The 25,890-nt window shown below is 59.2% G+C and carries 27 protein-coding genes and 1 pseudogene; 2 read left to right on the forward strand and 26 right to left on the reverse strand.

The features are described 5' to 3' along the window. Window positions 1-155 precede the first annotated feature (155 nt). From prsR to ACFQDL_RS01685, 4 genes are all read right to left on the reverse strand, one after another. Complete coding sequence (gene prsR / locus ACFQDL_RS01670; protein ID WP_379907505.1) at window positions 156-1,541, reverse strand: PEP-CTERM-box response regulator transcription factor; 1,386 nt, start codon at window positions 1,539-1,541, stop codon at window positions 156-158. Next, the gene (gene prsK, locus ACFQDL_RS01675) at window positions 1,538-3,433 is read right to left on the reverse strand and encodes an XrtA/PEP-CTERM system histidine kinase PrsK (protein ID WP_379907506.1); all 1,896 of its coding nucleotides are present in this window, start codon (window positions 3,431-3,433) and stop codon (window positions 1,538-1,540) included. The genes prsR and prsK overlap by 4 nt, the downstream gene beginning before the upstream one ends. Continuing rightward, the gene (locus ACFQDL_RS01680) at window positions 3,319-3,660 is read right to left on the reverse strand and encodes a hypothetical protein (RefSeq protein ID WP_379907507.1); all 342 of its coding nucleotides are present in this window, start codon (window positions 3,658-3,660) and stop codon (window positions 3,319-3,321) included. Before ACFQDL_RS01680 ends, prsK begins: the two co-directional genes overlap by 115 nt. A 71-nt stretch (window positions 3,661-3,731) precedes the next feature. Then, the gene (locus ACFQDL_RS01685) at window positions 3,732-4,517 is read right to left on the reverse strand and encodes a S1 family peptidase (protein ID WP_379907508.1); all 786 of its coding nucleotides are present in this window, start codon (window positions 4,515-4,517) and stop codon (window positions 3,732-3,734) included. A gap of 224 nt (window positions 4,518-4,741) precedes the next feature. On the opposite strand from ACFQDL_RS01685, the gene ACFQDL_RS01690 reads away from it, so the two are divergent. After that, window positions 4,742-5,614: an XrtA system polysaccharide deacetylase gene (locus ACFQDL_RS01690; RefSeq protein WP_379907509.1), complete on the forward strand. Its 873-nt coding sequence runs from the start codon at window positions 4,742-4,744 to the stop codon at window positions 5,612-5,614. A 145-nt stretch (window positions 5,615-5,759) separates the two neighbouring features. Here the strand turns inward: ACFQDL_RS01690 and ACFQDL_RS01695 are convergent, their stop codons facing one another. The 20 genes and pseudogenes from ACFQDL_RS01695 to ACFQDL_RS01790 all read right to left on the reverse strand — a co-directional run bounded on the left by ACFQDL_RS01695 (window position 5,760) and on the right by ACFQDL_RS01790 (window position 21,991). Then, the gene (locus tag ACFQDL_RS01695; RefSeq protein WP_379907510.1) at window positions 5,760-6,845 is read right to left on the reverse strand and encodes a PEP-CTERM sorting domain-containing protein; all 1,086 of its coding nucleotides are present in this window, start codon (window positions 6,843-6,845) and stop codon (window positions 5,760-5,762) included. Window positions 6,846-7,245: 400 nt separating this feature from the next. Beyond that, complete coding sequence (locus ACFQDL_RS01700) at window positions 7,246-7,623, reverse strand: hypothetical protein (RefSeq protein ID WP_379907511.1); 378 nt, start codon at window positions 7,621-7,623, stop codon at window positions 7,246-7,248. 20 nt (window positions 7,624-7,643) lie between these two features. Continuing rightward, a complete protein-coding gene (locus ACFQDL_RS01705) occupies window positions 7,644-8,075 on the reverse strand; it encodes a hypothetical protein (RefSeq protein WP_379907512.1) in 432 nt (143 codons plus the stop codon). Then, window positions 8,072-8,665: a hypothetical protein gene (locus ACFQDL_RS01710; protein WP_379907513.1), complete on the reverse strand. Its 594-nt coding sequence runs from the start codon at window positions 8,663-8,665 to the stop codon at window positions 8,072-8,074. The genes ACFQDL_RS01705 and ACFQDL_RS01710 overlap by 4 nt, the downstream gene beginning before the upstream one ends. Window positions 8,666-8,763: 98 nt before the next feature. Then, complete coding sequence (locus tag ACFQDL_RS01715; RefSeq protein WP_379907514.1) at window positions 8,764-8,934, reverse strand: hypothetical protein; 171 nt, start codon at window positions 8,932-8,934, stop codon at window positions 8,764-8,766. Window positions 8,935-9,050: 116 nt separating this feature from the next. Then, window positions 9,051-10,103: a PEP-CTERM sorting domain-containing protein gene (locus ACFQDL_RS01720; protein WP_379907515.1), complete on the reverse strand. Its 1,053-nt coding sequence runs from the start codon at window positions 10,101-10,103 to the stop codon at window positions 9,051-9,053. 214 nt (window positions 10,104-10,317) lie between these two features. Then, window positions 10,318-10,995 carry an acyltransferase gene (locus ACFQDL_RS01725; RefSeq protein ID WP_379907516.1) on the reverse strand — a complete coding sequence of 226 codons (678 nt, stop codon included), beginning with the start codon at window positions 10,993-10,995 and terminating at the stop codon, window positions 10,318-10,320. 51 nt (window positions 10,996-11,046) lie between these two features. Beyond that, a pseudogene (gene prsT / locus ACFQDL_RS01730) lies at window positions 11,047-13,856 on the reverse strand (XrtA/PEP-CTERM system TPR-repeat protein PrsT). A 290-nt stretch (window positions 13,857-14,146) separates the two neighbouring features. Then, window positions 14,147-14,923: a glycosyltransferase gene (locus ACFQDL_RS01735; protein WP_379907517.1), complete on the reverse strand. Its 777-nt coding sequence runs from the start codon at window positions 14,921-14,923 to the stop codon at window positions 14,147-14,149. Next, the gene (locus ACFQDL_RS01740) at window positions 14,914-15,477 is read right to left on the reverse strand and encodes a hypothetical protein (protein ID WP_379907518.1); all 564 of its coding nucleotides are present in this window, start codon (window positions 15,475-15,477) and stop codon (window positions 14,914-14,916) included. Before ACFQDL_RS01740 ends, ACFQDL_RS01735 begins: the two co-directional genes overlap by 10 nt. Beyond that, on the reverse strand, window positions 15,474-15,785 hold the full coding sequence (locus ACFQDL_RS01745; RefSeq protein ID WP_379907519.1) for a hypothetical protein: 312 nt from the start codon (window positions 15,783-15,785) through the stop codon (window positions 15,474-15,476). The genes ACFQDL_RS01740 and ACFQDL_RS01745 overlap by 4 nt, the downstream gene beginning before the upstream one ends. After that, window positions 15,767-15,955 (reverse strand): hypothetical protein, encoded by a 189-nt coding sequence (locus tag ACFQDL_RS01750; protein WP_379907520.1) that lies wholly within the window; start codon window positions 15,953-15,955, stop codon window positions 15,767-15,769. Before ACFQDL_RS01750 ends, ACFQDL_RS01745 begins: the two co-directional genes overlap by 19 nt. A 20-nt stretch (window positions 15,956-15,975) precedes the next feature. Next, window positions 15,976-16,104 (reverse strand): hypothetical protein, encoded by a 129-nt coding sequence (locus tag ACFQDL_RS01755; RefSeq protein ID WP_379907521.1) that lies wholly within the window; start codon window positions 16,102-16,104, stop codon window positions 15,976-15,978. A 139-nt stretch (window positions 16,105-16,243) separates the two neighbouring features. Beyond that, complete coding sequence (locus ACFQDL_RS01760; RefSeq protein WP_379907522.1) at window positions 16,244-17,332, reverse strand: ThiF family adenylyltransferase; 1,089 nt, start codon at window positions 17,330-17,332, stop codon at window positions 16,244-16,246. A 234-nt stretch (window positions 17,333-17,566) separates the two neighbouring features. After that, window positions 17,567-18,283 carry a hypothetical protein gene (locus ACFQDL_RS01765; RefSeq protein WP_379907523.1) on the reverse strand — a complete coding sequence of 239 codons (717 nt, stop codon included), beginning with the start codon at window positions 18,281-18,283 and terminating at the stop codon, window positions 17,567-17,569. After that, the gene (locus ACFQDL_RS01770) at window positions 18,225-18,797 is read right to left on the reverse strand and encodes a hypothetical protein (protein WP_379907524.1); all 573 of its coding nucleotides are present in this window, start codon (window positions 18,795-18,797) and stop codon (window positions 18,225-18,227) included. The genes ACFQDL_RS01765 and ACFQDL_RS01770 overlap by 59 nt, the downstream gene beginning before the upstream one ends. 25 nt (window positions 18,798-18,822) lie before the next feature. Beyond that, window positions 18,823-19,653, reverse strand: a complete 831-nt coding sequence (locus ACFQDL_RS01775; protein ID WP_379907525.1) for an outer membrane lipoprotein-sorting protein — start codon at window positions 19,651-19,653, stop codon at window positions 18,823-18,825. Window positions 19,654-19,672: 19 nt separating this feature from the next. Continuing rightward, window positions 19,673-20,035: an MMPL family transporter gene (locus tag ACFQDL_RS01780; protein WP_379907526.1), complete on the reverse strand. Its 363-nt coding sequence runs from the start codon at window positions 20,033-20,035 to the stop codon at window positions 19,673-19,675. Then, a complete protein-coding gene (locus ACFQDL_RS01785) occupies window positions 20,032-20,808 on the reverse strand; it encodes an RND transporter family protein (RefSeq protein WP_379907527.1) in 777 nt (258 codons plus the stop codon). Before ACFQDL_RS01785 ends, ACFQDL_RS01780 begins: the two co-directional genes overlap by 4 nt. A gap of 13 nt (window positions 20,809-20,821) precedes the next feature. Then, a complete protein-coding gene (locus tag ACFQDL_RS01790; protein WP_379907528.1) occupies window positions 20,822-21,991 on the reverse strand; it encodes an efflux RND transporter permease subunit in 1,170 nt (389 codons plus the stop codon). Between the two features lie 692 nt (window positions 21,992-22,683). Between ACFQDL_RS01790 and ACFQDL_RS01795 the strand changes: the two genes are divergently transcribed. Next, complete coding sequence (locus ACFQDL_RS01795; RefSeq protein WP_379907529.1) at window positions 22,684-23,292, forward strand: hypothetical protein; 609 nt, start codon at window positions 22,684-22,686, stop codon at window positions 23,290-23,292. Between the two features lie 45 nt (window positions 23,293-23,337). Here the strand turns inward: ACFQDL_RS01795 and ACFQDL_RS01800 are convergent, their stop codons facing one another. Both ACFQDL_RS01800 and tviB read right to left on the reverse strand, forming a co-directional pair. Continuing rightward, a complete protein-coding gene (locus tag ACFQDL_RS01800) occupies window positions 23,338-24,075 on the reverse strand; it encodes a PEP-CTERM/exosortase system-associated acyltransferase (RefSeq protein WP_379907530.1) in 738 nt (245 codons plus the stop codon). A gap of 507 nt (window positions 24,076-24,582) precedes the next feature. Continuing rightward, window positions 24,583-25,860, reverse strand: coding sequence for a Vi polysaccharide biosynthesis UDP-N-acetylglucosamine C-6 dehydrogenase TviB (gene tviB, locus ACFQDL_RS01805; protein WP_379907531.1), 1,278 nt, complete (start codon window positions 25,858-25,860; stop codon window positions 24,583-24,585). Window positions 25,861-25,890: the final 30 nt, after the last annotated feature.

Raw genomic sequence — 25,890 nt, forward strand, 5'->3', positions numbered from 1 at the left:
CCTCGAGTATCAGGCCGTCACTAAATAGTCAGCAATTTTCAAGCCACAGAATTAACTGCTTGAAAAACAAAACCTTGACGAAATTTTTCCCGTTAACTGTAAAAAAGCTGACGCCGTGGCGATCCTCGATGGCGTTGGCCCGCTCGCCAAAGACGTCAACCTCCCGGGTCGCTCTGGATTGCATGCTTTTCGAGCAACGAATACAGCGTCGGCCGAGTAATGCCGAGTAGTTCGGAGGCCCGGGAAATATTGTTGTTGGCAACTCCCAGGGCCTTCATGATCGCTCTCTTCTCCTCGGACTCACGCACCTGCCTGAGATTCAGGGGCAGGATGTCCAGCTCGTCCCCCACCGACAACCCCAGATCGCCGGCCGAAACCTGGCTGCCATCCGCCATGATCACCGCGCGTTTGATCCTGTTCTCCAGCTGTCGCACGTTACCCGGCCACGAGTAGGCTTCCACCGCCCGGCAAGCCTCTTCGCTAAGGCCTTTCAATCGCCGGCCCAGCTCGTCGCAGTAGCGGTTGAAAAAAGCGCGGGCTATCAGGACAGCATCGCCGGGGCGCGCCCGCAGCGGCGGTATGGTGATCACGAATTCAGCGAGCCGGTAGTAGAGATCCTCCCGGAAACTGCCATTTAGCGTCATCTCCTCCAGATCCTGATGCGTCGCGCTGATAATCCGCACGTCGACCTCGATCTCCTGGCGCCCACCGAGCCGCTCGATACACCTTTCCTGCAGAAACCGCAACAGCTTGGACTGAAGCGGCATCGGCATGTCACCGATCTCGTCCAGGAAAAGGGTGCCGCGATGGGCGGCTTCAACCTTCCCCGGCGTCTGTTTGACCGCGCCGGTAAAGGCGCCCTTTTCGTAACCGAAGAGTTCACTTTCCAACAAATTATCCGGTATGGAGGCGCAGTTGATCGCTACGAAGCGCCGGTCACTGCGATCGCTCAAAGCGTGGATCGCCCTGGCCAGAACCTCCTTGCCGGTACCGCTTTCTCCCAGCAGGAGCGCACTGATATTCGCCGGCGCGATTCGTTCGACAAGCTTGCAAACTTCGAGCATTTCCGCCGAGGCGGCAATCACACCCTGCAGTGGCGAATTTTGCGACCGAATGGCCGCCAGCCTGCGATTCTCCTTCTCCAGATCGCGAAGCAGGAAAGCCCGCTCCAGAATCAGTCCCAGCTTATCCAGATCCATGGGCTTCTGGCAGTAGTCATAAGCCCCCAGGCCGATCGCGTTGACCGCATTGAGCTTGTCGTCATTGCCGGTCAGGACGATAACCTTGGACTCGGGGTGAAGCTGCAGAATTTCCTGCAGCACCTGCATCCCCACCGAAGCATTGGCGGGGTCGGGTGGCAATCCCAGGTCCAGGGTGATCACATCCGGTTCGTATCGCCTTACCTGAGTAATGGCGCTTTCCCGATCGGTCGCGAACACCAGTTCGTATTGATCCAGTCCCCATTTGAGCTGTTTCTGAAGCCCCAGGTCGTCCTCGACTACCAGTAGAAGCTTCTTGTCCCTTTCCCGGCCGTTGCTCATACCGCTTTACCTATCTCTGCTTCCAGCCCCTCGGTCACCGTATATGCCGGCAGCGTCACTTGAAATTCACTGCCCATCCCCGGTGCACTCCTGACCTCGAGGGATCCCTGGTTCTGGACAATGAATTGCCTGGCCTCGTAAACGCCGATCCCCATCCCGGCGCGTCCCTTGGTGGTATCAAAGGGCTTGAAAAGTCGCTCGCGCTGGAACTGCTCGCTCATGCCGCAACCATTGTCCATTACATTAAAGATAGCCATGCCGCCTCGATTTTCTAGCCGCAAACGGACAAAACCCTCCGCCGGGGTGGCCTCCTGAGCATTCTGAACCAGATGTCCCAGTACCGAGACGAGCTTGTCGCGCTCGATCTTCAGCTTTAAGGCCGTATCCGTGCCATCCGGAACCACCAGCTCCACCCTGGGTAGCTGATCCTTCTGGTTTTGCTGCACGGCTCGGGCAATCTCGAGCGCATCGACGATTTCCGCGCACGCGGTAATGGCACCCTGCTGTTTGAGCTGACTCAACATCCTTTTCATGCGCTGTACGGCACTGGCCAGGGTTTCCAGCGTGTCATCCACGAATTCGGGATTGCCCTTGTGCCGCTCGGCATTCTGGACAACCAGAGAGAGCTGAGCCACTACGTTCTTGATATCGTGTACCACGAACGCCGAGAAACGGTAAAAGGCTTCGAACTGACGGTTGGCCGCCAATTGGTCCGTGGTGTCCTTAAGCGCGATCAGTGCGGCCAGTTGGGAGCCCAGCGCCTTCAGCAGGTCGTGATCCTCCCAGTTTAGGGTGCGTTCCGCCCGCGGATGGGCCAAGCCGACCAGCCCGTGCAGAACGCCCTGATGCAGCAACGGCACCAACAACCAGATCTGTTCTCCCGCCAACAGGCGATCCGCTATCCGTAGGCCACCATAGCGAGAGGGTGCAAGCCGATATTCCGGCACATCGATAACCCAACCACTCTCCTGGCAGAAGTCGAGCAAGGCTCCATCCTCGGAGTTCGACAGCTTGGGCAGCGACCCGATACTGCGACAGCCCTTGACGACGAAATGCCCGCCTTCGCGCACCCAGAGAATCCCGCCCGGGCTATCCAGGGGATTGGCCATCCCCAGAATCAACTGCTCGTAATAGCGATCATCCAGCGGCAGCGTGGAAAAGCGCTCGTTGGCCTTCATCCATTCCGCACGGTAATCGTACTTGTAGGATAAAAAGTGCTTGCTGACCCAGACAGCGACGATCGAGCGGAAACGCCCCGAACCCACCAGCAGGCACAGGATGGAGAGCGCGAGCACGACAAATACCACCTGGACCGCGCTGCCCAGGTCGGAACCGAACCAGCGCAGGTAGTAACCGACCATCGACATGACCAGCAGATAGATGCCCGCCAGGAACAGACCGGTTGAGAAAAACACCGCCTGATGAGACAGGTATACCTGCCGTTCCCCGGTTTTGCTGCGGGCGATGGACACGGCCATCAGCGGCGCCATCATCGCGCAGACGCCGCCCCGCACCTGCCAAAGCGTCGCGTCCACCCGTTGAAACAGCAGAGCATCGGAGTAGAGCAGGAAATCGTAACCGAACACGACGGCCGTTCCGATGCAGAAAAACTTGACCGACCAACGCTGCTCCCGGGGGATATTGCGGTACCACTGTTCCAGCAGCACGAGCACGATAACCACCAGCACGAAGGGACCCAGGAGGACAGGAGGGACCGGCAGGGCCCTGCCCTGCTCTTGTGCCCCTGGTTGTAACAGATTGCCCAGCAACAGCACGATCAGCAGCAGGAAGAATCCCCACAGCCACCCACTGGCCCAAAACTGTCGTGCACGAATGCCCTGATTGCACGCGTGCAGCTGCCACAACAGCAGGACCCAACTGGCATCTCGCATGATTTCGAGAAAAAGCGATTCGGGTCTGGCGTGGCCTGCTCGCCCGGGATACCGAGAAGCTCCCCGTCGCCATACAGACCGAGATAGCCGGACCAAAGGACCATCATCCCCAGGGCCAGCAACAGCCAGCCGCCCTGCAGCCGTCCGCGCCAGAGAAACAGGGCCAGCACCAGGACGATGGCATAGACCAGGGTCGCGGCCAGATAACTGTATCCGGCAATCATCATTGGCAGCTCAACCCCATCATGGCTTTGCCTCCAGCGCCCTCGGAACCGACCCGCGGGGGCACCTCCTGCGCTCAACCACCCGTCAACCTTGCCAAGAGTTCATGCAGGTAACGCACAGGGATCGCATAGCTGATACCACTGGGTTCACTCAATGCATCCTCTTTGGTCGATTTAACGGCGATACCGTTGAGAATTCCGACCACGGTACCGTTTTCCGGGTCATAGAGCGGACTGCCGCTGTTGCCGGGATAAGCGGTGGCGTCCAGTTGGTATACCATCAGCGGATTCCGAAGCCGTTGGATCTTCCGAGCCGTCAGCTCGCGCGACGATTGCGCCGGTGTCGCCATCGGTGTGATGCTGGAGATCATGCCACGGTGGGTCACGGGGTAAAGTCCCAGGACGGCGCCCAACGGAAACCCGGTAAAGGCATAGTTCTCCCCCTCTCGAACGGTCTTCCGGGTGGACAGTGTCAATGCAGGCAGCCGGGCGGAGACTTTCAGCAGCGCCAGGTCATGCTCCCGTTCAGAAGCGACCACCTGCGCCGGAACCACCCTTGGATTGTTCCCGGTACCGACAAAAACCACCAGTTGCTCCTTCTTGAGATCGTCGAGTTCGATCTCGACGACATGGGCATTGGTCGCAACATGGTGTCCATCGCCCACGACGAAGCCGGTGCCCAACAAGCGCGAAGAGGGACGCCGGGTTGGCACATGGGTCCCGATGCCGACGATCGACGGCTTGACGGTCGAGAGTGTGTCCGCCAGTTCCGACGCCTGGCCGTAGCCGCTGCCGAGCCCCGTGCTCAAGATCAACCAAAGCCAGGCCCAGACGCCACGATGTATTCCCCGCCCGTCCATTACGCCTCCCTCGTACTGATCACCCCCTACCGACAACAAGGAGCAACTGCTGAGCAGTATAGTCACGAAACCCTTTCCCGGGTGATCGAGCGTCTCGGGTCGAAGAATCTCCGTCGTCATCAAGGCTTCGCCCTGTGGCAATCTCGACTAAGCTTATCGACGACGCAGTCACTGAATCTGTCGCCCGCAAGGTGCCCCTACCTGAGTGACAAGGAGATCGGACCATGTCGCCCGAGCACCCGCCACCTTCACCCTGTTATGTACTCACGATCGATGTAGAGGATTACTTCCAGGTGGCGGCGTTCGAAAAGGTTATCTCCCCCGATTGCTGGGACCAGTATCCCTGTCAGGTCGAAGCCAACGTCCAACGTCTCATCGCCTCGCTCGAGGCCAGGGTGCATACGAAAACCAAAGCGACTTTTTTTGTCCTCGGCTGGATTGCCGAGCGTTACCCCGCCCTGATCCGGGAGATCGCCACGCAGGGCCATGAAATCGCCAGTCACGGCTACCACCACCAACGCCTGAACCATCTTTCTCAACGGGAGTTCCGGGAAGATATCCGCGCTTCCAAGGCATTGCTGGAAGATCTTATCGGGGCGCCGGTGACGGGCTACCGGGCCCCCAGTTTTTCTTTCGACGAAAACAGGCCCTGGATTCAGGATGAACTTCAAGCGGCGGGGTACCGCTACAGCTCCAGCATCAACCCGGTTCCACATGATCTGTACGGCTATCGGAAGGCACCGCGCACGCCTTTCCTTTGGGACAATGGCCTGCTCGAAGTCCCGGTGGCCACGGCTGAAGTATTCAACCGACGCATTCCCTGTGCCGGTGGCGGCTATTTCAGGCTCTACCCCTACGCCCTGTCGAAACGGCTGCTGCAAAGGGCCGCCCGGCAGCTGGGAGGGCCGGTCGTTTTTTATGTTCATCCCTGGGAGATCGCACCCGATCAGCCAAGGATTCGCGCGGCTTCGGTTAAATCGAAGTTCCGGCATTATCTGAACCTGCACCGGACACAGCCGAGGCTGGAGCGGCTGCTAGGCGATTTTCAGTGGGGGAAAATGTGCGATCTGCCGGTCGTTGCGCATCACCCGGAGTAAGCGGCGGCTATTCGCCGCCGCATTATTGATTTCCATCAAGCCGGCAGCATTTTACCGAGATCGCCAGGCGTGGCCGGGGCCGGTACTTTGTTGCCGGTTAACAGCCATGCCGGGTCCCTGGAAAAAGGCCGTGGCGGTTGGTGCACTACCCTTGTCGAGTTAAGCGATCAACGCCTTCCCAGGAAACGGCTCCGGCCAACCACCCCAGGAACAACAGCCCCAGGGCGAAAAACAGTACAGTGTCGGGCTCGGGGACCGGCACTGCTTCAAAGGCTTGGTTGGCATCCGCCTGGAACAGGATATCGGGGCCGCTGAAGCCGTTGATATCGCCGATTTCAAGGCCGCCTCCCAAGCTAGTGTTGATGGTGCCTCCCAGGCCGTCATCGAAGGAATTGGACGGATTGGTTTCGTCGAACGGCAGGACGTTGGAGGTATTGAAGAACAGGCCCTGCGCCAGCGAAAGGATATCGGTTTCAAAGAAATCACTGTCCTGGAAAGTCACGCCTGCAGTCAGTTGAGTGGCACCTTCGCCACCAATCGATTGCTGGCCACCCCATTGATCGGTACCGAACTGATCGAGCAGACCGGTGATCAGAACATCGCCGGCACCGAAATCGCCGCTGCCGTCCACGTCCTCGAAGGTGAAGGTGGCGGTGAAGTTTCCACTCAGACTGACCAGTTCGGCACTCAGGATCAGCTGGCCGTCACCATATCCCAGCCCGGTCAAGGCATCGGATTTTTGCCCGGTGGCATCGGAAAGGTCGTCGAACCAGATCTCGAAGAAGTTGACCGTCGGGGTGCCTGCCTGCGTCAGTGTGAGAGTCTGGTCAAAAGTGAGGATATTGTGACCATTCTGGTCATTGCCGGTATCCGTCACAGCGCTGTTTACCACCGAGGTGATGGTTTCGGTAAAGCCGGTGATAAAGGTGATCTCAATTCCGGTACCGGCCACATTCAGCCCGGTGGGTGCTCCGGCGGGGTTGCCGTCAGTGTCCGCAAAGCCTTGCAGCGCTGCGTGAGCGTAGAGTTCGAATTCGGAGCCTTGCCCGGTGAGAACGGCATCATTCGCAAGCGCGCTGCCCACAGCCCAATCGAAGGAACCAACTTGAAAAGTGCCATTGGTGGCATCGGTGCCATCGGGGTCGAAGATTATGGTATCGGCGGCGAGTGCCGGCGGCGGCAGGGTATAGGCCAGTATGAATCCCGTGGCCATCAGTGTCTTCTTGAGCATAAGAGTCCCTTCTTTTCTTTATATTCTTGCCTGGAGGCGTGAACCCAAGGGTGCGTTTCAGTCTGCTATATCTATTTAATAGGCATACATCATGCTTGTTTTAAAATTTATATTAGAAACAAATAGATAAGAATAACGGTCCGGAGGTGAAAGGCTTTATTGACCGAACTGTGTAAAAAAAGTCGACGCCGTTACTGCTGACGACATCGAAGATGTCCTGTTCATCCGCGGATGCGCAACATCCGGATGCGCTGCATTCAATACAGCGGTTATACGAAATCCAAAGCCGAAGATGTGCGACCTGCCGGTCGTGACACATCACTCGGGATAAATGCATGGGAGCACGAAAAACCTCCTCGAGGTAGGCTCGAGGAGGCTTTTCGTTGGACGACTGGCCCGATTACTTCAGGTCAAAGCCGGTCAGCGGGTGGATCTGGAAGTTGCCGCCGTTGATATAGCCGTACACCTCGTAGATCAGGTTGTCCTTATTGATATTGGTGACTTCCCCGTCCGCATTGAAGGCTGGCACGACACCCTCGTAGATCCGGATATGGTAGAAGTCGCCGCAGCCGCAGTCGGCGACGTTGTCGGTGACCGGAGGCTCGGCGAAGGGATCGTTGCCGGAGCCCATGTCGGGACAGACAGCACCGTCCTCCGCCTTATTGCCGGGCTCGCCCAGATCCTCGATATGGACCTGGAACCAGTGGTAGGTCGCGTCGGGCTGGTTGGGCTTGTTGCCGGTGGGCTCGGTGACGATGTTTGCGAACGCCGCATCCACCACACCCACATCCGTTATGGTCAGGCTGCCCTTCCAGTCGAGATTCTTGAAGGTGCCAATACCGACGAAGTCGATCTGCTTGTTGGGCGCAGGCCTGGCGGGAAGCAGAAGCCGGCATCGGTGCAGATGATCTCGTCGATCTCGGTGCCGTCCGGCGCGCTGGCGGTACCGGCGTGGAAGGTGAACTTCAGATTATCCGGGCTGTCGTGGTTGGAGTGGGTCCATTCGCCCTTGGGCTGGGGCTGCAGCGCCGTGTTGGCGCCAGCCTGGCCACCCATGGTGTAGCGGTAGGGGTCCAGCGCAACACCGTTCAGCTGCTGGGTTTTCTTGCCCTTGCCATTGCCGTTGCCGTTAGTAGCAGTGGGGGTAATCAGGTCCTCCGCGAAGGTACCGTCCCATCCCGCTGCGCCGTTCTCGAAAATCCCCGCGGTGTCATTGCCGCCGCCGGTCACCCGGCAGGCCAGCTCCGGGGGATAAACTCGAAGGCGTTGTTGGCGTCGCTCTGGAGGAGAATGTCGGGCCCGGATATGCCATTGACCAGGCCGGGCATGGAATTGAGCGTGCCACCGACCAAGGTGTCAAAGCTCATCGACGGGTTAGTTTGACGGAACGGGAGTACCTGGCTGTTGTTGAAGGGGAGGATGGTCCCCAGGTCGACACCGCTGGTGAAGAAATCCATATCCACGGACTGCACCAGCACATCGAGATTCTGCGTGCCCTGACCGGAAATGGTGTCCACCCCCGGCCAGTTGTCGGTGCCGAACTGATCCAGAGCCCCGAAGGGCCCAATCAGGCTATTGGCGGTAAAATTACCCGACAAGGTCGTCAGTTGCCCGGCAAGAATCAACTGGCCGTCGCCGTAGCCGGTACCCGCCAGGGAATCCGCGTTGGGGTTGGGGTCGTAGTACATCTCGAAGAAGTTGTCCCCGTCGGGGTCGAGGGCGAGCAGCACGACGGTGCCGTCGCTGTTGGTGGTGATCTCGACAGCATTGGAGAGGACCACGGTAATCTCGTAACCGACGTTGAGGCCGTCCAGTCCCACCGGGTTACCGTCGGGGTCGGCTGCGCCGGCCAGTGCCGCATGGCCAAAGGCCTGGGCACTGACGGTGCTATTCGGTGCCAGCGGTATTTCGTCTGCGATCAGGGCGCTCCCAGGGCCCAATCCAGGGAACCGAGGGTAACGGCGTCGTTGCCCTGGCCGTCCGGGTTGAAGTCAATCGGCGTGGTCGCCTGGGCTTGCGACAGCGGCAGGCACAAGGCGATGGCCAGCGCCAAGGGGGATGATTTGAAAGCAAAATGTCTGATGTTCATGATGAGCTCCTTAGGATTAACAACCAGCTTTATCAAGAGCTATCCTGAATCCCTGGAATAAAAAGGGCCGTGACGGTCGACGCCCAGCCCTTGTCGATCAAACTGTCAGCAAGCGGTTAACTCCTTGCGAGGTAACGGCTCCGGCCGGCGAACCCCAGGAACAAGAGTCCAAGGGCAAAGAGCAGGACGGTATTGGGCTCCGGCACCGCCGTTTCGAAGGAGGTGTTGGCATCCGCCTGGAAGAGGATATCGGGGCCGCTGAAGCCGTTGGTTGCACCAATATCAGGGGTAATGCTGCCGAAAGTACCGTCATCGCCGTCGTTAAAGGCGTTGGACGGGTTGGTTTCCTCAAACGGCAGGACGTTGGAGGTATTGAAGAACAGGTTCTCCACCAGGGTCGTGATGTCGGATTTGAAGAAATCCGTGTCCTGGAAGGTCACATCCGCGACCAGTTGGGTGGCGCCTTCGCCGCTCACCGTTTGCTGATCACCCCAGTTGTCGGTGCCGAACTGATCGAGCAGACCGGTGATCAGAACGTCGCCGGCGTTGAAATCACCGCTGCCGTCAACGTCCTCGAAGGTAAAGGTGGCGGTGAAGTTGCCGCTGGCACTGACCAGCCCGGCACTCAGAATCAGATGGCCGTCGCCATATCCATCTCCGCTCAGCGCATCGGATTTTTGCCCGGTGGCATCGGACAGATCATCAAACCAGATCTCGAAGAAGTTGACCGTCTGAGTGCCTGCCGCCGCCAGCGTGATGGTCTGGTCAAAGGTGAGAATGTTGTTACCGTTCTGGTCATTGCCGGTATCCGTCACGGCGCCGTTTACCACCGAGGTGATGGTTTCGGTAAAACCGGTGATAAAGGTGATCTCGATCCCGCTACCGGCCACATTGAGCCCGGTGGGTGCTCCGGCGGGGTTGCCGTCGGTGTCGGAAAAACCCTGTAGCGCGGCATGGGCGTAGAGTTCGAAATCGGAGCCCTGCGCGGTGGGAATGGCACCAAGCGCAAGTGCGCTGGCCGGGGCCCAGTCAAGGGACCCCACCAAAAAATCGCCATTGGTGGCATCGGTGCCATCGGGGTCGAAGATAATGGTATCGGCGGCGAACACCGGCGCCGAGAGACTACAGGCCAGGGCTAACCCCGCGGCCAAGAGTGTTTTCTGGTTCATTTGCGTCACCTTCTTACGTTCGTTGCCAGCCTGTGCGGTATTGGACTCGACTCGGGGAGTCAACTGCGTCGTACACTCATAACGAAGCACAACCCGTGCCTTCTTTATTTTTTTTATAAAAAACAATGACATGAATTTATTCTGGCAGGTCGGAAGAGGCGTCTTGCGCGCTTTGTGTAAAAAATCTCGACGCCTGTGGCAGCGAGGGGGAAGGCTATTCGACAACGGTGCCGGGGGATTTGAGCAGGCGGGCCGGATTGCCGCCCCAGATCTCGCCGGGGGCGATGCGGGTGCCCTTGGCCACCACCGCGCCCGCCGCCACCATGGCCCCGTCACCTATGGTCACGCCACTCATCACGATGGCCTTGGCGCCCACGGTGACATTGTCGCCGATGCGGATCCGGGCGTGTGACAGCTGTCGACCTTCCAGGGCGTGGCTGAACAGCACGGCGTCGTGGCCGATCAGGGTATTGGCCCCGAGTTCCGTCAACGGCGGATCCATGATGACGCCGGCGCTGTAGCTGTTATCCCCCAGGCGGGCGCCCAGGGCCTGGTAGAGCAGCCGCATCAGGGGTGTGGGCAGCAGGTGATTGCGGGTCAGGGGGTAGAACAGCAGCAGATAAAAAAGCAGGTACACCTGATAGCCGAACTCCTCCCGGGAGCGCTCGGCGATTTCACCCTCCCGGAGGGGACAGTAGCGCAGGAAAACCCGATAAACGGCGATGGCGTAAAGATAGACCAGCAGCACCCAGCCCAGGGCCATGATCACACCGCGAAAATCCCCCAGCGGAAGCCAGCCCAGCAGAAGACAGTCGGTGCCGGTGGCCAGGGCCACGACAAGCGACAGTAAAACCACAAAGGTCAAAACCGGCGCAGCGGTAATTTTGCGCATGAGGTTCCCTCTACGATCGGCGCGCCGGGATCCTATTCCCGGTGTCCATGCTCAACCTTTCAGTTCATCCAGTAGTTGCTGAGCCTGCTGCCGGCCCGGGAACGCCGCCTTGCTGTTCAGCAACTCGGTCAGTACCTGGGTTGCCCGCTGTTTGTCCCCGCTTTGCGCCAGCGCCTGGGCCAGGTGGACGTGGAACTCGGCATTCCCCGGAGCCTGCCGCACGGCATTTTCCAGCAGCCGGACGGCGCGTGCCTCCTGCCCCGGCCGGGTGAGGAGGATCATCGCCAGGGTATCCTGAACCGGCGGCGTCGGGGATAACTTGTACGCCCGCTCCGCATAGCCGACCGCCTGTTCCGGTTCGCTGTCCTTGAGCAGCCAGGCGAGATTGTTCAGGGCGATGACATGGTCCGGATTGCTCTCGAGGATATCGCTGAAAGCCTTCCTGGCTTCGGGTTTCCGGTCCGCCAGCAGATAAAGGCTGGCCAGGTTGTAACGGACCACGCCGTCAGTCGGGTGTTGCTCGAGCCACGCCTCCATGGGTTTGAAGGCCTCTTCCCGCTGCCCCGCCTGCCAGAGGGCGAGCCCGTATTTCACCACCAGATCGTTCCGGTCGGGTGCCAGCTCCAGGGCCTGCCGGTACGCCCCGACCGCCTCGCCGGGTTCGTTGAGCGCGGTCGACAAGCGGGCGGCCTGGACATGGACCTCCGGATTGCCCGGGTGGTCCTGTTTCAGCTTATCGGTCAGTTCCCGGGCCCGATCCCACTGCTGGCGTTCCATCATCAGGCCAACCATCGCAATCCGGGTTTCGAAATGACCGGGGTCCAGCTGATGGGCCTTTTCCAGGGCGGCGGCGAAGTTCTGTTTGTCCCCGTTCCTGTAGTAGGCCTGGGCCAGCAGGTAGTGGTTGGCGGCCGATTCCGGCTGCTGGGCGGTCAGGCGTCGGTACGTATCGATGGCGCCACGGTAATCCCCGCTTTCCGCCTGGGCCGTGCCCAGAACCTTGAGCACCGTCGGATCCTCCGGAGCCACCCGGGCCGCTTCCCGGATCACCCGCAGTGCTCTTTCGGCGTCCCCGCGACGAAGCAATAACTGGGCCAGCAAAGCAGCGGGTTCAACTTCTCCCGGTTGCTGGTCCCACACCCGTTCCAGCAGTGGCATCGCTTTATCATCCAGCCCGATCAGCGTGTAAAGTTTGGCCAGTGCAAGGCTGATTCGTGAATGGTCCGGATGGTGCGTCAGGCTGTCCTCGTAGTAGGCCAGGGCCTGCTTGATATCGCCCCGCTGCAGGGCAAAAACCGCCAGATTGTGGGAAGCGCTGGGATTGCCCGGCGACAGCTCCAATACCTTTTCGAAGGTCCAGAGGGCCTGATCTCCCATCCTGTTGGCGAGAAAGGCCCACCCCAGGCTGAGATTGGCCGGCACGCTTTCCGGGCTCTTGGCCACCCAGCGCTCGGCGGATTCCAGTGCCTTGGCGTTCTCGCCGGCCTGAAGCTGGCCCAGAACAAGGCCCAGTTCATGTTCGTCCGCGTCCGGCTCCAGCGCGATTGCCTTCTCCAGTTCGGCCGTGGCCTGGTCGATCTCCCCTGGGCCATCAGCGCAAGCCCGAGCTTGGAACGCAGGCCGGCCGAGTCAGGGTCCAGGGCCACCAGTCGCTGCAGCTTTTCGATCGCCTGGGCCGGTTTGCCCTGTATCATTTCCAGGCCGGCCATCAGTTCCAGGGCCTGGCGGTTGTCCGGATTCCGCTCGAGGACCGACTCGAGCAATGGCTGCGCGTTCTCCAGATCCCCTTTGCGCAACTGCATGCCGGCCAGCACGCTCGCCACCTGGTTGGATTCCGGTACCTGTTTGAGGACATTCTTGAGGTAAGTGTCCGCCTGGTTCTCGTTGCCCTGGACCAGATGGGTAAGGCCCAGGTAATACTGGACCGGGGCATAGTCGCCGTAACGATTCAGGGCCTGCTCGAAGGCGGTCTGGGCATCACGATACTGCGCCTGCCGGAAAAGGATCAGGCCCCGGGCAAAATGTTTACCGGGGTAGCTGTCCGAAAGCCTTTCCATATCCTGTTCGGCGCCTTCGATATCCTCGCGTTGGATGCGCAGGAATACCCGCTGGGCAATGTATTTCGATTTGTTGATCGCGGTGTCGATGGCCCGGCTATAGGCCGCCTCCGCCGCTTCGAGGTTGCCACCGCCTTCTTCGATCCGACCCAGCTGGCTCAGGGCGTCCGGGCTGTCGGGTTGAATTTTCAGCGCCCTGTCGACCCAGTCCCGCGCGCCCGACAGGTCACCTTCAGCCTGATCGACCTGGGCCTGGCCCAGTATCACCGGCACGGAGCGACCGTCGAGTTCCAGGGCTCTGTCCAGCTCCGACCGCGCCTGCTCCGTCTTGCCGGTTTGCAGAAGGACCTTGCCGCGGACAGCCAGCAGCTCGGCCTGCTGCGCCGGGGAAAGCGCACCCGGGGAGCTATAGCTTTCCAGGATCTCGTCAAATTTTCGCTGAACAAACAATGCATTGGCCAACGGAACCAGTACCGTCTCCGGGGCTATCCCCCGGTCCCGCGCCTGGCGCAACTCCTTTTCCGCGGAAGCACCGTCCCCCAGTTCGAGATAGACCTGCCCCAATAACAGGCGGGCCTGGGCATTGTCCGGGTTGGCATTGAGGGCGTTCTTCAACTCGATGACGGCGGCTTTCACTTCGCCCCGGGCCTTGGCCTCCTGCGCCCGCTGAAGGTATTCCTGATCTGTCAGCCCCCCGTCGCAGCCTTGCAGTATGAGCAACAGGATTCCGCACAGCAGGGCCAGCCAGGTCTTGCCTTGCAGCGGGAGCCTGGCGAACCGATTCACCCATTCCGAACGACGCATGATTGTTGTTCTCCACCTTAAGGTTGATTCCCTGAGACCAACTTGGCCCGAAACCGGGCCCGGCCAATCGAACTGTACTAACTGTAGTTCAATAGAGTCGTCATTTCTCAGGTCGTGGAGCACCCGATTCCGGCGCGGGCCGGACAGGTTATTTCCGTGCCAGACCGCCCCTGGTGACGGCCCTGTTCACCGGGATCCGGCGACTTGGAGCCTGTCTGACTTGACCGATCGTAGCGAGGGAAAGTCCGTTTTGATTCAGTTTTTGAGCGGTTTTGCGGCAAATAGTGGTTCTATTTAACAAGAGAGCGCTCAGAAAATGGCCAAAATCGGCTTTTCCGCAGTAGATCAGTGTTAAGTCCGACAGGCTCTAGGAAGTGCCCTGTCACCACTTTTGCGAAGCGACTTTCCGCGCGGTAGGCCGCAAGCTGTCCCATGACCACCCTGGCAGCATTGCGGTAATCGTCAGTCCCCATCACCGTCTCGACCGCCTGCCGTAGCCGGGGCACGGTGGTTTGACCGGCCCGCATCAGGATGCCGACCCCCGCCTGCTCCAGATAGGACATGTTCAAATACTGGTCCAGATTGCTGGCGATGCCGATGACCGGCACGCCGGCGGCCAGCGCCTGCATAGTGGTGGGGCTGCCGCCGTTGCTGATCACCAGGCTGGCGCACGAGGCCGCCTGTTCACCGGGCAAAAAATCCGCCACCCGGGCATTGGGCGGTATTCGCTCCAACCGGCCCCTGCCTGCCGTCGCGACAACAGGGGTTACGGGCAGCTCCGCCAAGGCCTCCAGGACCCCGGGCAACAGTTCGCTCTGACCCGAGCTGCCCAAAGTGACATAGATGACCGGCCTTCCGCTGGGCAATTCATCCCACCATTGCGGTAGTGGCACACTGGGCGACCAGTTGATCGGGCCTATGTACCGGTGTGTCGCGGGGCGTTCGAAGGTCGGGATTAGCTCGGGGATATCGGCGTACAACGTCAGGTCGGCGTCGGTATAGATGCGTCTGAGATCCGGTCCCAGCGACGGCAGACCGTATCGTTTCCTGACCCGGTTCAGCGGCAATGCATGCCGCGCAAAAGCCAGGGGCGCGCCAGCCTGAATAGCGGCTCCGCCAGCCCGGCACCCAGAAGTCGAGTAATCGGCAACTCGGGAACCCGATAGTGCGGTCGGGCGTAAGGGCTCCAGTAGGCGTTGGTGATGGTCATGTAGGGAATGCCCGCCAGGCGCGCGCTCACCGACAGCGACAGGCGGAAGTCCCCGATGACCAGGTCTGGAGAGATCTCCCTGATCACCTGCAGATCCTCCTTGACGTACGCCTCGAGGGTCTCACTGTCGTAGAGCGGCCGTCCGCTGGCCAGCGCCTCCAGAAAGGCCTGGCTCGAGATGGAATGGATGCTGCGCCAGGGCCCGTTCAGCGCCCGAAACAGCTCCCGATAGCGGGGATGGCAGGCGAAGTGAACGTCGTAGCCTGCGTCTTCCAGCACATGGGCCAGCACCATCGGTCTCGCGACGTGGGCCAGGGTGGCGGCTTCAGCGAAAAACAGCACCCGCTTTCCGGGCATGGCGCTGTGTTCTGCGTGCTCCTTTACAGCCGAATCCTTGCGACTCTCGATCATGTCCCTTTCTCACTTTCGACATGGTCAGCCATCGACTTACCGGAGACAAGCATCGCTTTCAGATCAAGCCTCAGGGAACGGGCTCTGGGCAGCGAACTCTCGCCTATCCGCCCGACGAACACGGCCTGCTCCGTATCGGCGCCCATCAATTGCCTGTATTTCTCGGAACAGCTGCGGGCCAGGCGTTGCACCGACGCCGTTCGGGTGAAGGGGGTATCGGTACGGACATAGCGGGCAAAGATCAGCGGTGTCATCTCCGGCTGCACGCCCAACCCCAGCCGGGTAGCCGTCAGCCACAACCGCTGCATCGCGCGACCCGCCTGCAGATAATCATCCAGGGTTGCGGGGGCCTGGGCGCGACGATGGCGAAGTGGGCGGCGCAACGTAGCCCGGGAATCAGATCCAGCTGCAGGCGCGGCGCCAGCGTACCGGCCAGGTAGCGATTCATGAAGGCGACCCGCTCCCAGCTTTGCATCACCCAACGCATCAGCCTGGCGGTCAGGGGTCGATCCCGACCGCCTGCTCGGGAATTTTGTCGTCGCTGAACTGCTGCCCCCAATCGATGATCCGGCTGTGTACCGCGTATGCCTCCGGCATGGTGAGCCGCACCTTGGCGTTGGCAAACATCAGCCGGGCCGCCTGCCAGCGCTTCGCCCCCCGAACCAGCGGACCCGATACCCCTCGGGCAGGCTCTGCTCGAGCAGTTCCCGCTCGCCGGCGGTCAAGGGCCGGGGGCTCATCGGCCGGCGCTGTACCGAACGGACCCTCAAGTAGGGAGCCAGGGGTCCGCCGCCAGGCCGGCCTCCGGACTCAGGGTGACATCAAAGGTCGGGGTCTCCTCCGGTAGATCGGGACGTCGTTGAATCCCGGCCTTCAGGCCAAGGGTCGAAGCGGCTATCTCGATCGATTCCAAAAGTGCCCCGATCGCCATCTGGCTGGCTCGACCGTCGAGGTCGTAAACCACGCTGTCCCGGGTATCGGAACCGTGCACCACCAGCGCTTTTTCGCCCACCAGCTCGAACCGCCACGGCTGGGTGTTATCACCGCTCGGCGCCCAGCGTGCGAGATCCAGCACTTTCTCGGCAGCCGTGGTCGCCGTGTAGGCCCCCTGCTCTTTCGGTTTCGACTTTTTAAGCAACTGTTTCTTGGCGATACCGATTGCCAGCTTCTGCAACGGGTTGTCGTTGCCGCCGGGTCGCCAGGTAACAGCCAGGCGGTTGGCATAGGCGTCGAACTGGAGCCCCCTTGGGGCGGCCACCACGCTGCCCCGCTTCAACAACATCTTCAATACCTGGCTGGCCGCCGCCCCGGCGCAGAGCTCGCATCCAATCGCCGTGGAGGGCCCTTTTCTGGCGAAAGCATCGATACGCCCCGGGTCCACCAGGTAACCACCGTGGAGTCGGGCGGGCGCGAGCCCGACGAAAAAGCGCAAATACTGCTCCTCTTCCGAAAACCCTTCCAAACGGAAATACTCCTCGAAGGTCATTTTACCCGGCAGGAAGTTCAGCACGGCCGTCCCCATGCCCAGGGGAGCGGCGGTCGTGACCGGAATGCCGAGGCGGTCGCAGGCGGCAAATACGGTCTTGCGCGCGTCCAGGGCAAAGAAATCCAGTCCGTCGACGTAAACATCCACGTCCTGCAGAAAGGCTTCCACATTCTCGCGGGAAACGCCTTCGGGAAAGGTACGGATATCCAGTTCCGGATTGATGTCCAGGGCCCGTTCAACCAGGGTTTCGAGCTTGGGCCGCCCGACCGTCGAGAGGCTCGCACCGGCCTGGCGATTGAAGTTTTCGATGCCGAAATCATCGAAGTCCGACAGGTTGAAGGCCCCGATACCCAGACGGGCGAGGGTCAACAGGTGGCTCCCCCGACACCGCCCATACCGGCGATCGCCACGCGCCTGGTTTTCAGAAATCGCTGTTCCGCCTCCGTTACCCAGCCAATATTGCGTGAAAATGCAAGATCATAGTCAAATTTGGTATTCATAACTGTGCGAGAGGCTCCAAGCCGGTTCCTGTTACGTCGGATTCCATGAAAACCCAGCCAGACTTCAAAATATTGCAGAGGGTTCGGGTCAGGAACCCGGCAATCAGAAATACCGTGTCAGCTGGATTTCAAGGTAATCGTCGTCCCTGATCTGATGGAGCGGGTCCTCCTCGTCCACATTGCTGAAGAGTCGCATCTCCATGCCAAGGACCCAGTGCTCGCTCAAGCGTCGTGAGGCTTCGACATTGGCGAAGGTGGTGGCGGTGTCCGTGTCGACGGCGACTCCGGCGAGAATGCGGGTGCCGTGGACATCGTTGTCGGTATATCTCACCCCGAAAAAAACATCGTCCTGCAGTACCGTCGTCGCACTGTCGCCCCGGTCGTCGTAGTTGTACTCCAGCAGCCAGCCCAGATCTATCGCACTTCCCGCAATGCCAAACTGTGTGTACTCGAAACCGCCGACGTAGGCATAGTAGTCGTCGACGTCATTCCGGTTGTAGATCGCCTCGAGTTTCCACAGCCACGCGCCTTTCGTGACCTGGAGGTCCAGACTGGTCTGGTCGATCTGCAGGTAGAGGGGCCTGAAACGGGTATCGGTACCGGAGTCGACGGGTATCAACAGCGGTTCGCGGCTGGTTCCGCTGAAATGCGCGATGCCGATGTCCCAGTCACCGATATAATGGGACCAGCGCAGGGCGAAATCGACATGGTGTTCCTCGTCGCCGGACTCGTAAATAGCATCATCGGTATCGACCGGCGGTTCACTGCGCAGACGACCGTCTTTTCCCGGGAAGGTGCGCTCCCTGAAATAGGGCAGCACGTAAGCCTGCCAGGTGCCCCACCCCCAGGTAATCCAGGTTGAGCATGGGTTGCCCGAGCTTGTCCTCCCCATCGATGTTTTCCACCAGATCGGTCTGGTTGATGATATCGACCAGATGTCGCGACTCCGCCACGCCCCAGAAAACGATGTCGACGCCGGCCCTGAAGACGAGCGCTTCCGACTCCATGCGCCAGAACAGTTCGCGCAGATCGGCATGGGTACGTTCGTCGTCGTTGGCGTCAAGACGCCAGTAAGGCGTAAACACGAAGGTCTGCGCCCCGTCATCCCAGTTCCGATAGTATTCGGGCTGGAATGCCGCGGACAGATTCTGGTCATCCTGGCCCGAATGGACGGGGCTGTGAAAGAACAGCCGGGTATCCAGGCTGACATAGCCCGTCCATTCGCTCGAGACGCCATCCGACGTCGGGCTTGAATCCTCCGGCGCTGCGACGACCGCCTGCCCGTATGCGAGAAGAGGAGCCAGAATCAGGGTTGCGAAGTCGATGCGGCGCACGGGATACCTCGAAATGGTTTTCCTGTTATCGAATGCGCGACAGTGCGCTTCGATCGAAATCACTGTCGGTCAGGCCGGTACGGAACCTGTAATCCTCGAATATCAGGGTAGTACTTTTCCCATTCTGGTGGTTGTCCATGATCATTTTTCCCGGGCGCCAGTACTGATCCAGGTACTGGGTGTACCCGCTAAGCGTCATGGTCTTGAGCAGTTCACCCTTGCGATCGTAGTAGTCGACGCGCCGGAGCCGGTATTCGCTCTTGTCCAGCCAGGTGACCTGGCGGGTATAGCCCGACTTCGGGTCGACGGGAACGCGTTCGACCACGAAGCAGGGCTCGCCGTCCAGGGATTCGTCCCGCAGGTAGGTGTAGGTATATTTCTCGACCTCCTGCGAAGAGAGATCCTCGTAGGCGAACTCGCTGCCCATGAAGGGCCCCGACTTGTCGGCGGCGGAGATTCGTTTTACACGCTTGAGCGCCGGCAGATAGAGCCACTGATCATCGCTGCCGGCCTTGTGGGTAAAGGTCAGTATGGCCGTTCCATTGAGATCCCTTGGCCGATCGAACACCATGATGCTCTTGTCACCGTCGCCTTCGACTTCCAGCGTCAACTGACGCATCTCACGGCGCACCTGCTCGTTTCCGGAGAGGTTCAGCAGCATGGCGAGGTCGACCGTCGTGTCCCCGAATCCGCTGTCGCGTCTGTCCGCCTCCCGGGCGATGGCCAATCCCCGCTCTGCCGCCGACGCTGGCGAAGCCGACTCCTGCGAAAGAGCCGGCCCACTGAGAATGGCCATGCCGATCACGGCGAATAACGCTCGGCAAAAGCCGGTACGACTGATCCCTTTTACTTTCATATGCACCTCTAAATCGGACCTATCCAGCAGTGATCGTCGTTCGGGCTGCTTTCGGCAGCAGCCAGCGGTCAGCCTTGATCAATACGGTCGGAAGAAACAACAGATCCAGGACGATGGCCACGGTGATGGTCATGGCCACCAGCAGGCCGGATGTGGAATTCACGGAGAACTCCGATTGTACTAATGCCAGGAAGCCGATGGCCAGGACAATCGAGGTCGAGAGCAGTGCACTGCCCACTGCGGCAAAGGTGTACCTGATCGCCTGCTCGGCATCCAGACTCCGGTCCTGTCTAGCTTCCCGGTACTTCACGAGGAAGTGGGTCGTATCGTCCACGATGATGCCCAGGGTCAGGCTGAATACCACGGAGGCGGCGATGTTCACCTCCGCCACCGCTGCCCCCATATCCCGAGGGTGACGAAGGCGGGAAACAGGTTGGGTACGAAACTGACCAGCCCGAAACGGATCGAACGGAAGGCAATGATCAGGCAGAACGAGACGAGCGCGATCGCTGCCAGGGATCCGAGCAGCATGCTGTCGATGTTGCGCAGACCGACATTGGCGAAACTGATGGATTGACCCGCACCGCGGGCCGAAATTCCCGCCAGATTCTCCTGCATCCATCGCCTGGCGCCTGCCTCGAACGCAATAAGGCCTTGTGATTGCTGGTTTTTCAGCGTTGCGGTCACCTTGAGGGATGCTTTGTCCGCACTCATCTGATGCGTCACATCCCGCCCGTAGGGAACGGATATTTCGTATAGCAGGACGTACTGCGCCGCCAACTCTCGGCTGTCCGGAAGTTTGTGCCACTCTTTTGCATCGCCATGCATCACCTGGTTCAGCCGCTTCAGCGTATCGGTAAAGGATTCCACGTTGACCACTTCGGGTTGCGCCCTGAGCCAGGCGACGAAGGCATCGACTTCGGCCAGGAAGCGGGGATCGACGATCCCCTGATCCTGGCCGCTATCAAAGGAGTAGTGCACGGACTGGGTCCCCGAGAGCTCGCTCTCGACGACGTCGATGGCTTTGGTGAGAGGCACTGAATCGGAAAAATAACCGGCGGGATCATCGTTGAGTTCGATGCGCGGAATAAAGCTCACGGCCAGAGCGATGACGAACAGGGAACTCCAGAAAATGCGATTGTTGTGGCGAATCACCCAGTTGGCGAGCCTACCCAGGGTATTCCGGTTGCGACTCCCCCGACTTTCTGAACGGCAGCATCAGCACCAGCCCGGGAAGAATGGTTGCCGTGACCCACAGCGCGCCCAGGACGCCCACGGCGGCGATGGTGCCCAGCTCGCGAAACGGTGGCGATTCGCTGAAATTCATGCTCAGAAAGCCAAGCGCCGTGGTGATGCTGGTGAGTACGATAGGGTACAGGGTGTCATCCAGTGCCCCTCTTAGCGCATCCGCGCGTTCCTGCCCCTTCCTGAGGCGCGTCAGGAACACGCTCAGCAGGTGAATGCAGTCCGCGACGGCCAGAGTCACGATGATCGTCGGTGCCGAGACGTTGACACTGTTGAGGCTTATACCCGCCCAGCCGGCAAACCCCATGCCGCACAGGATACTCAGGAAAATCGTGATCACCGTGCACAGCGAAGCCGTCACGGACCGCAATATCAGGGCAATCATGACCAGCACCAGGAGCAAAAGCGCCGGTATCAGGGTAACGGCGTCGCGGGCCGTGACTTCAGCGAGGGTCTGCTCGGTCAGGGCCCAGCCGGCCAGGTGAATATCGAGGCCGGGATTTGCGCTTTCGACCTCAGCCGCCAGCGCTCTTGCATAGCTCACGGCCTGGTCAATCGCGGCCGCTAGTTCAGCTTCGGGCAAATTCAGGGTGACATTGACCGCAGCGACCTCCCCGTCATCGGCCAGCAGGCGCCCTGTCAGAGCCTGTTGCGACATTGCGATATCTTTGATGCGCTGGCGGTCTTCGCGGGTCAAGGCGTCTGCATCTTCGACCAGGGTGTCGATCACTATGTCATCGCCGTCCACTTCGGGATAGAGGAAGTTGGTGACGGAGTCGACACGCCTCGAATAGGGCATCTGCCAGGACTTCTCGGTAATCGTCTGAACGGACGCCAGATTGTTGGCTTCGAAAATGTCGCCGCCGCGGGTGTCTATAACGAAGAATACGTTGTCTTCACGGCCGTAAGTTCGCTTTAGCTCGCGGTCTGCGATCAGGTTCGGGTCGTCCTCACTGAAAAAGATATCGATCCCCGACTCGACGGTCAGGCGGCTGCCGCCAACCCCGATGCCCAGGATCAACAGGAGGCTGAACAGCATTATCCGGTAGGGATAGCGGGCGAGCATTGTGACCAAGCGGTTCTTGAGCGCCATGCGAGCTTCTCGAGACAGGTTCGATTGAAGTCAGAGGACTGAGTTCGACCTAAAGCTTATGACAGAGGTTCAAAGATCTCGACCGCCGAGTGGTCGTTGCCGCGACAATGACAAGACCACGCCTTTCGTTTACAGGTACGCAGGCCCGATTGCCCACTGTCGGTCTTAAGCGACGGTCCGGTCTGCAAAATAATCCTAGAAAAGAAGCAAGATTCACCCAAAGCCCTCCCGGATCTGCGCCTATAGTCCACCTCGTGACCCGTCTCGATATACCGCAGGCCGGCAAATCGGTCGGCGAGGGCGCAACCATGAATAACGATGCGGGATGGAGTAACGGCCTTCCTCTGGGGGCGGACGAGTTACAGGCTCCGAGGGTTCACCTCAGACCGGAACCGAAAGCACCCCAACAGAAGTCGCCATAAAGCAACAGCTTAACCAATTGATTTTATTTGGTTTTCTTAATCTCAGAAATAACTGTCACTTATTGATGACACCTGATGATGGTGAATGTATCGACCTCGACGCTCTGAACACTTGATAACCGCTTAACTTATTGATTATTAACATATAAGAAAAATACGGACCGGTTTTTGCCTATTTTTCCGACTCAATCACTCGTTGCTTCCCGGCTTCGGGTGGAGCGTATCAGTGTAGCAAAAGCGGCTAACCAGGGTGATCAGGGAGGAGATTCGATGTCGATACGCTTTGAATTAAGTAAAGAGCCGCATTTGCTTGCCCAATATTATGACATCCGGGAGGCCTGTTTTCGCAAAGAACTGGGACTCGATTCATTTGATGGATCGGAGGATGAAGACGATCGAAAGGGACATGTTCTTATTGCGCGTGACGGGGACTGCTGCATAGGAGGAGCAAGAATATCCGGTTCTACCCCCGGTGATCCAGCTCGGCTGCCGGTGGAAAGCGATGACTTCATTCTCGAAGAACTCTTTCCCGAACTGCAGCGACAGCGCCTGTCCTATTGCCAGTGGACGCGCCTGGCGATATTGCCTCGGTACAGAACAACCGAGGTACTGCGGGCCCAATGCTTGGCATTGATCAAGGGAAGTGCCGAGTTGAATTACGGCTACGCCTTCAATGTGACAGGTACCGTCCGTGCGCGCCTTTACCGACGTCTGCATAAGAATCTTGGTTATGATTATGAGATCTGCGACCATATCCATATTCCTGCCGACGAAGAATTCACCAATCTGGAGCACCTTCTTTCCGTGGCCTTCATTAAACCGGAAGCCATGAATTTAATGTGGACCAACAGATCAGACCTGAGACGACATGCAGCATAAAAACGCAACCATCCGCAATGCAGGTATGAGAAGAATTTTAATAACTCAGGGTTTGGTTTTCTGCCGCTCCAGTTGCATGTTAATTGAGTCGAGCATTTCCCGAATAGGGGGAATCAAATGTGACAGCAGAATTTCCGTGGAGATATAGAAGGGAGCCCTCACGCCATGGTAATCGATCGGCTCCCCCGCCTTCTGAAAACGGATGCCTACCCGGGTCAGCGCCCTTGCAAGCCTGGGTTCCATCATCACCAGCGCAAAATGATAATTCTGTTGCACGAAGAGTGCCGCGGCCCCCAGGTAGAGACCAACGGCGATATAGGGGAAGTTTCGTGCATGATCGGATACGTCCGTCCGCATCCCTTCCAGGACGAAGGGCTTGCCCAATTCACCGGAACGGCGTCGGAAGTGGGAAGAGACCGCCAGACGTGAAACCTCGGCAATGGAACCACGTTGCTGGGCGTTCAGGTCAAATAAACCGGGATCGAAGGCAAAGCCACAATATTTTTCCAATGGTAATATTTGCTTGGGATTCGAAGCCGATGTATGCACGAAACGCACCGTGCCGGCAAATTCCTTGCTGATATTGTGCTCGAGCAGCAGATGATCGGAGAAAACATCGAATTCATCCCGCTCCAAGCCGTCTGGAAATGCCTCCTTATCCTCGAAGCCCAGCTCTTCGCAGTAGACTTCATAGCGAATCCTAAATGCTTCCCGGCGCAGCGCTTCGGTATCCGCCAGCCGGACACTGAAGTACTTTTTGAAAGTACTGACGATTTCGTGCATCAACCCTCCGTCGCCCCGCCCTGTGCAGTAATATCAGCTAAATTCGAATCTGGTCAGCGGCTTTATTCCCGCCAGTCAAGCGAACTGACGAAATAACCACCAGACAGCCCCGAACGCGTTATACAGGCCGATACTCTGACTGTCAGGATGCGCCAGGCGTAATGCTCACAGTGCCATCAACAGATACACAACCATCATTATTGGAAGCAATAATCATGCACTTTCTAACTTCTTCAATTTTTTCAGCAGGTTACAAAGCGACTGAATGGACAGCTGTGGCACTGCTGTAAAGATTCCTGACGGTCTCCGCCCTGCCTTCATCGCGAGTCGACATTGGACGCAGACAGCCAAAGCCCGTTCGGGCGTTCAGTTTCGAAAATGAAAATACGGACTGGGACCAGACCTTGCAGTCGGCGCAGATGCTGAAATCCTTGCCGGCGGATTACGGCAACGATGGCGACATCGTTACCGATGCCCCATTACGATTACCCCGTCTCCAGCCACACCTCACAATCTCAGATCCGAGTCGTCTGCCGGCAAGACGTACTTGATATCGTAGAGCAGGTGTTCGGGTTTTGCCAGTTCGCGAATCCGCGCAGCCCCCATATCGATAAACTGCCGATGGGCCACGGCCAGGATGATACCGTCGTAGACGCCCGTTTCGAGTTCTTGCAGCGGACGGATGCCGTAGATACGTTGCGCCGCCTCGAGATCGACCCAGGGATCGTATACGTCCGCCCTGACACCATAGGTCTCCAGCTCGGCGAGAATATCGATCACCTTGGTATTCCGGACGTCGGGGCAGTTCTCCTTGAAAGTCAGTCCCATCACCAGTACCCGGGCACCGGCCACCTGAATCCCCCGCTTGAGCATCGTCTTGACCAGTTCGCCGGCGACATAGCGACCCATGGAATCGTTGATGCGCCGGCCGGCCAGGATCATCTCCGGATGGTATCCGACCTCCTGTGCCTTGTGGGTCATGTAGTAGGGATCGACCCCGATACAGTGGCCGCCGACCAGGCCGGGCCTGAAAGGCAGGAAATTCCACTTGGTGCCCGCCGCCCGCAGGACCTCTTCGGTGTCGATGCCCAGGCGGTTGAATATCATCGCCAGCTCGTTGACCAGGGCAATATTGATGTCGCGCTGGGTGTTCTCGATTGCCTTGGCGGCCTCGGCGACGCGGATACTGCTGGCCTTGTAGGTTCCCGCGGCAATGACACTGCCATAGAGGGTGTCGATAAAGTCGGCGGCGCTCTCCGTGGAGCCGGATGTTACCTTCAAAATGTCCGAAACCCGGTGATCCTTGTCGCCGGGATTGATGCGCTCGGGACTGTAACCGACGAAAAAATCCTCGTTCAGCCTGAGCCCGGAACCCCGCTCGAGCAGGGGCACACAGACCTCTTCGGTCGCGCCGGGATACACCGTGGACTCATAGACCACCAGATCCCCCGGCTTGATCAATCCGCCCAGCATCACGCTGGCGCGCTCGAGCGGCCCGAGATCGGGCCTTTTATGCCGGTCGATCGGGGTTGGAACCGTGACAATATAGACCTGACAACTCCTGAGGTCGTCGGGATCCGCGCTATAGCTGAGGGCCGGGACGGCACTCAGCTCCTCGACGCTCATCTCCAGGGTGCTGTCGATCTGATCCCTCAAGGCGTTGATACGTTCGGAATCGATATCGAATCCCAACACCTCGAACTTTCTGGCAAAGGCCACCGCCAGGGGCAGGCCCACATAACCGAGGCCTATCACTGCCACTTTCACATCGTCAATCGTCTTCAAGGCCCATCCCTCCCCCGTTGAATTCACCCG

This window comes from Marinobacterium aestuariivivens, assembly GCF_042661465.1.
GTDB lineage: Bacteria > Pseudomonadota > Gammaproteobacteria > Pseudomonadales > Balneatricaceae > Marinobacterium_A > Marinobacterium_A aestuariivivens.

Bases quoted from the DNA above. Each gene is read 5' to 3' on its own strand.
- ACFQDL_RS01725 (WP_379907516.1), bottom strand. From the start codon at position 10,995: ATGCGCAAAATTACCGCTGCGCCGGTTTTGACCTTTGTGGTTTTACTG.
- prsK (WP_379907506.1), bottom strand. From the start codon at position 3,433: ATGCGAGATGCCAGTTGGGTCCTGCTGTTGTGGCAGCTGCACGCGTGC.
- ACFQDL_RS01720 (WP_379907515.1), bottom strand. From the start codon at position 10,103: ATGAACCAGAAAACACTCTTGGCCGCGGGGTTAGCCCTGGCCTGTAGT.
- ACFQDL_RS01800 (WP_379907530.1), bottom strand. From the start codon at position 24,075: ATGCACGAAATCGTCAGTACTTTCAAAAAGTACTTCAGTGTCCGGCTG.
- ACFQDL_RS01680 (WP_379907507.1), bottom strand. From the start codon at position 3,660: ATGATGATTGCCGGATACAGTTATCTGGCCGCGACCCTGGTCTATGCC.
- ACFQDL_RS01740 (WP_379907518.1), bottom strand. From the start codon at position 15,477: ATGATCGAGAGTCGCAAGGATTCGGCTGTAAAGGAGCACGCAGAACAC.
- ACFQDL_RS01695 (WP_379907510.1), bottom strand. From the start codon at position 6,845: ATGCTCAAGAAGACACTGATGGCCACGGGATTCATACTGGCCTATACC.
- ACFQDL_RS01685 (WP_379907508.1), bottom strand. From the start codon at position 4,517: ATGGACGGGCGGGGAATACATCGTGGCGTCTGGGCCTGGCTTTGGTTG.
- ACFQDL_RS01775 (WP_379907525.1), bottom strand. From the start codon at position 19,653: ATGAAAGTAAAAGGGATCAGTCGTACCGGCTTTTGCCGAGCGTTATTC.
- ACFQDL_RS01795 (WP_379907529.1), top strand. From the start codon at position 22,684: ATGTCGATACGCTTTGAATTAAGTAAAGAGCCGCATTTGCTTGCCCAA.
- ACFQDL_RS01715 (WP_379907514.1), bottom strand. From the start codon at position 8,934: ATGAACATCAGACATTTTGCTTTCAAATCATCCCCCTTGGCGCTGGCC.
- ACFQDL_RS01790 (WP_379907528.1), bottom strand. From the start codon at position 21,991: ATGGCGCTCAAGAACCGCTTGGTCACAATGCTCGCCCGCTATCCCTAC.
- ACFQDL_RS01745 (WP_379907519.1), bottom strand. From the start codon at position 15,785: ATGCAGCGGTTGTGGCTGACGGCTACCCGGCTGGGGTTGGGCGTGCAG.
- prsR (WP_379907505.1), bottom strand. From the start codon at position 1,541: ATGAGCAACGGCCGGGAAAGGGACAAGAAGCTTCTACTGGTAGTCGAG.
- ACFQDL_RS01755 (WP_379907521.1), bottom strand. From the start codon at position 16,104: ATGTTTGCCAACGCCAAGGTGCGGCTCACCATGCCGGAGGCATACGCG.
- ACFQDL_RS01690 (WP_379907509.1), top strand. From the start codon at position 4,742: ATGTCGCCCGAGCACCCGCCACCTTCACCCTGTTATGTACTCACGATC.